This window comes from Kitasatospora sp. NPDC036755 (genome assembly GCF_040636595.1).
In the GTDB taxonomy this organism is placed as follows: Bacteria; Actinomycetota; Actinomycetes; order Streptomycetales; family Streptomycetaceae; genus Kitasatospora.
In genome coordinates, this window is the sequence record NZ_JBEZUT010000492.1 from 1 (window position 1) to 4,468 (window position 4,468).

Consider the following 4,468-nt stretch of genomic DNA (forward strand, 5'->3'; position numbering starts at 1 on the left):
CTGCTGGCCGCCGCCCTGCTCGCCCCGGGCTCCGCGCGCACCCCGGCGGGCCGGACGGCGGCCCGGCGGCTCGCCGCGGCGGGACTGCTGCTGGCGCCCGGCCTGCACACCTGGGCGACCCGCCGCCCGCGGCTGGACCCGGTCCGCTTCACGCTGGCCGCGCTCGCCGACGACCTGGCGTACGGCGCCGGCGTCTGCCGGGCGAGCGGGCGCCACCGCACCCTGGCCGCGGTGACGCCCGCGCTTCCCCCCGCGCCGCACCGGCGGACGGTGCGCGCCCGACCGTCTGGAAACAAGGAGAAGTCCCGATGAGCAACGGCTGGTTCGAGACCGTGGCGCAGGCCCAGCGACGGGCCCGGCGGCGGCTGCCGCCCTCGGTGTACGGCGCGCTGCTGGCCGGCTCCGAGAAGGGGCTGACGGTGCGCGACAACTACCGCGCGTTCGACGAGCTCGGCCTGGCCCCGCACGTCGCCGGCCAGCAGGCCGCGCGCGACCAGGCCACCACCGTGCTGGGGCAGCCGGTCTCGCTGCCGGTGATCATCTCCCCGGCCGGGGTGCAGGCCGTGCACCCCGAGGGGGAGGTGGCGGTCGCCCGGGCGGCGGCGGCGCGGGGCACCGCGATGGGGCTGAGCTCGTTCGCCTCCCGCCCGGTGGAGGAGGTGGTGCGGGCCAACCCGAGCACCTTCTTCCAGCTGTACTGGATGGGCTCGCGCCGGCAGATGGCGGAGCGGATGGAGCGGGCCCGGGCGGCCGGGGCGGCGGGGCTGATCGTCACCACCGACTGGTCGTTCTCGCACGGCCGTGACTGGGGCAGCCCGCACATCCCGGAGCGCCTGACGCTGCGCGAGGCGGTGCGCTTCGCCCCGCAGGCGCTGTCCCGCCCCTCCTGGCTCCGGGACTTCCTGCGGGCCGGGCGGCTGCCGGACCTGACGGTGCCGAACATGGCCGACGGCGGCGGCCCGGCGCCGACCTTCTTCGGCGCGTACGGCAGCTGGATGCAGTCGGAGCCGCCGAGCTGGGCGGACATCCGCTGGCTGCGCGAGGAGTGGGGCGGCCCGTTCATGCTCAAGGGCGTGACCAGGGTCGACGACGCGCTGCGGGCGGTGGACGCGGGGGTGGACGCGATCTCGGTGTCCAACCACGGCGGGAACAACCTGGACGGCACCCCGGCGTCGATCCGCTGCCTGCCGGCGGTGGCCGGGGCGGTCGGCGGCCAGGTAGAAGTGCTGCTGGACGGCGGGATCCGGCGCGGCAGCGACGTGGTGAAGGCGTTGGCGCTGGGGGCGCGGGCGGTCATGATCGGCCGCTCGTACCTGTGGGGGCTGGCGGCCAACGGGCAGGCCGGTGTGGAGAACGTGCTGGACCTGCTGCGCGGCGGCATCGACTCGGCGCTGATGGGGCTGGGCCGTTCCTCGATCCGCGAGCTGGTCCCGGAGGACCTGGTGGTCCCGCCCGGCTTCACCCGGACGCTCGGCGCCCCGGCCGACCGGCGCTGACCGCCCGGACGCACGGGAACGCCGTGGCCGACCGCGAGGGGCATCGGGTGCGGTCGGCCACGGCGGGTCGGCCCGGCGCGGCCCCTCGGGGCCGCGCCGGGTGAGCGCTCAGCGAGCGGTGTCGACGAGCTCGGACAGCTGCTTCCACAGGGTCGCGGCGGTCGCGAAGGTCTCCATGCTCAGGGCGTCGTCGAGGAAGCGGACGTCGTACCGCTTCTCCAGCGAGGCCAGCAGCTCGACGGTGCTCATCGAGTCCAGCCCCAGGTCGGCCAGGGCGACGTCGGCGCCCAGCTCGTCCTGCGCCGGCAGGTAGGGCAGGTGTGCCCGCAGCAGCTGCTCGAACTGCTCGTCCCACATGGGCGGGTCCTCCTCGTGCGTAACGGGTGCGGCGCGGCGTCAGCGGCCGGCGTTGACCACGGCGCCGGCGTCGATCTTGAGCTGGAGGCCGGTGACGAAACGGGACTCGTCGGAGACCAGGTAGGTCACCGCGTGCGAGATCTCGATCGGGTCCAGGTAGGGGATCGGCATCGCGTGGAAGTCCTGGAAGGACGGCGCGACGTCCTCACGGGTGGCGGTCTGGAGGTCCGGGCGGAAGATCCGGTACATCGGCGCGTTGTGGATCATCGCGGTGTCGACGTTCGACGGGTGGACGACGTTGACCCGGATGCCCTTCGGCGCGAGCTGCGGCGCCAGCCAGTTGGCGTACATCGCGAGGGCCTGCTTGGCGAAGACGTAGCCGGCGCCGCCCGGCCCCATCGGCCCGGCACCGTAGTTGGAGAGCAGGCCGGCGGCGGAGCCGACCATGATGATCGAGCCGCCCTCGCCCAGGTGCGGCAGCGCGGCGTGCGCGGTGTGCAGCGCGCCGTTGAGGTTGGTGTCGACGGTGTCGCCGAAGACCGTGACCGGGCGGTCGGCGCCGACCGGGCTGATCCCGGCGTTGGCCACCACCGCGTCCAGGCGGCCGAGTTCGGCCACGCCCGCGTCCACGGCCCGCTGCACCGCGGCGCGGTCGCGGACGTCCGTCTTCGAGACGAACACCCGGCGGCCGGCCTTCTCGACCAGGCGGGCGGTCTCCGCCAGGTCCTCCTCGGAGGCCATCGGGTACTCCGCGGCGTCGACGTCCTCGCAGATGTCGATCGCGATGATGTCGGCGCCCTCCTCGGCCAGACGGACCGCGTGGCTGCGGCCCTGTCCACGACCGGCTCCGGTTACGACGACGACCTTGCCTTCCACACGGCCCACAGGGCCCTCCTTCGTCGGGAAATCCGCCGGTGGCACCCCACCGTCGTTCAACAAGGTCGTTTGTACCGCCGGGATCGGGACAGTCGGGCCCGAGCCGCCCCCTAAGGCCGCGCACCGCGCGGACTTAGGGGAACCCCCTTACGCTCCTCGCCGCGCCGCCGCGCACCGGCGGGCCCGCGCCCCTAACCTCCCCCGGCGGCGGCCCTAACCTGCCCCGATCTCCTTGCCCGGCCCGGACGGTGGCCCGAATACTCCAGAACGGCCCGACGGGCCCGGCGACCTCGACCCGGGCTCCGCGGCGAACCCAGCGAGGAAGAGGCAACCAACCATGCGTTTCGGTCTCCAGTACCACCACCAAGTACCGCGTCCGTGGGCGGCCGACAGCGAGGAGCGGGTGCTCCGCGAGTCGCTCGAACAGATCGAGCTCGCCGACAAGTTGGGCTTCGACTGCGCCTGGGCGACCGAGCACCACTTCATGGAGGAGTACTCGCACTGCTCCGCGCCCGAGGTCTTCCTCGCCGCCGCGGCCGCCCGCACCAGCAACATCCGGCTGGCCCACGGCATCGTCTCGCTGCCGCCCGCGATGAACCACCCGGCCCGCGTCGCCGAGCGGATCGCCACCCTCGACCTGGTCTCCGGCGGCCGCGTCGAGTTCGGTACCGGCCAGGGCAGTTCGCAGATGGAGCTGGACGCCTTCGGCGTGGTCAAGGCCACCAAGAAGGACCAGTGGCGGGAGGCGCTGCAGGTCATCACCCGGATGATGACCGAGGCCCCGTTCACCGGCCACGAGGGCACCTGGGTCAACGTGCCGCCGCGCAACGTGCTGCCCAAGCCCAAGCAGACCCCGCACCCGCCGCTCTGGCTCGCCTGTTCCAACCCGGACACGGTGGAGTTCGCCGCCCGCAACGGCCTCGGCGCCCTCGCGCTGGCCTTCGTCTCCATCGAGGAGGCCAAGGCCTACACGGACGCCTACTACGCGGCGTTCGCCTCCGAGGACTGCGTGCCGCTCGGCAAGGCGGTCAACCCGAACCTCGCCGTCGTGATGCCGATGCTGTGCGCGCCCGACGACGAGACGGCGCTGGACCGGGCCCTGGACGGCGCCCACTTCTTCGCCTACACGTTCATGCACTACTACTTCATCGGCGAGCACTTCCCCGGCACCACCAACATCGCGGAACTGTTCGAGCAGGGCCGGGAGATGTTCGCCATGGTGCGCGAGCCGAACCCCGAGGTGCTCGCGGCGATGGCCGCGATGGACCCGACGCTGGAGGCGCGGCTGGACGCGCTGCGCCGGGGCATCGGCTCCCCGGGGAAGCTGGTCGAGATGATCCGCGCCTACGAGGAGGCCGGCATCGACCAGATCATCTTCCAGGTGCAGCTCGGCAACACCAAGCACGAGCACATCATGGAGTCGCTGGAGCTGTTCGCCCGCGAGGTCATGCCGGAGTTCGCCGAGCGCCGTCCGGCCCGTGACGCGGCCAAGAACGAGCGGCTCAAGGCGGCCGTCGAGTCGGCCCTGGCCCGCATCGAGCACAAGGACGTCGACGTCTCCGGCTACTCCGTCGACGCCGACATGGGCACCATCCAGTACAACGCGCCGGCGCCGGGCACCACCAGCGCCTGACCGGCCGGCCACCGGGCGCGCGACCGGCGCGGCCCGGCAACCACCCCTTCTCCGGGCCGTGAGCCCACCCGGCCCCGCCCGCCGGCGGTGGGAGCCGGCGGGCGGG

4 protein-coding genes and 1 pseudogene are annotated in these 4,468 nt (G+C 73.6%); 3 read left to right on the top strand and 2 right to left on the bottom strand.

Annotated elements, in window-relative coordinates; genetic code table 11:
- Positions 1-312 (top strand): annotated as a pseudogene (locus AB0E96_RS38595) (hypothetical protein); the annotation flags it as partial.
- On the top strand, positions 309-1,496 hold the full coding sequence (gene mftD, locus AB0E96_RS38600) for a pre-mycofactocin synthase MftD (protein WP_359831127.1): 1,188 nt from the start codon (positions 309-311) through the stop codon (positions 1,494-1,496). The pseudogene AB0E96_RS38595 and the gene mftD, both read left to right, overlap by 4 nt.
- A gap of 108 nt (positions 1,497-1,604) precedes the next feature.
- Here the strand turns inward: mftD and AB0E96_RS38605 are convergent, their stop codons facing one another.
- Complete coding sequence (locus AB0E96_RS38605) at positions 1,605-1,853, bottom strand: acyl carrier protein (RefSeq protein WP_359831129.1); 249 nt, start codon at positions 1,851-1,853, stop codon at positions 1,605-1,607.
- 39 nt (positions 1,854-1,892) lie between these two features.
- Positions 1,893-2,738, bottom strand: coding sequence for a mycofactocin-coupled SDR family oxidoreductase (locus AB0E96_RS38610; protein WP_359831131.1), 846 nt, complete (start codon positions 2,736-2,738; stop codon positions 1,893-1,895).
- A 328-nt stretch (positions 2,739-3,066) separates the two neighbouring features.
- On the opposite strand from AB0E96_RS38610, the gene AB0E96_RS38615 reads away from it, so the two are divergent.
- On the top strand, positions 3,067-4,362 hold the full coding sequence (locus AB0E96_RS38615; protein ID WP_359831133.1) for an LLM class flavin-dependent oxidoreductase: 1,296 nt from the start codon (positions 3,067-3,069) through the stop codon (positions 4,360-4,362).
- Positions 4,363-4,468 lie beyond the last annotated feature (106 nt).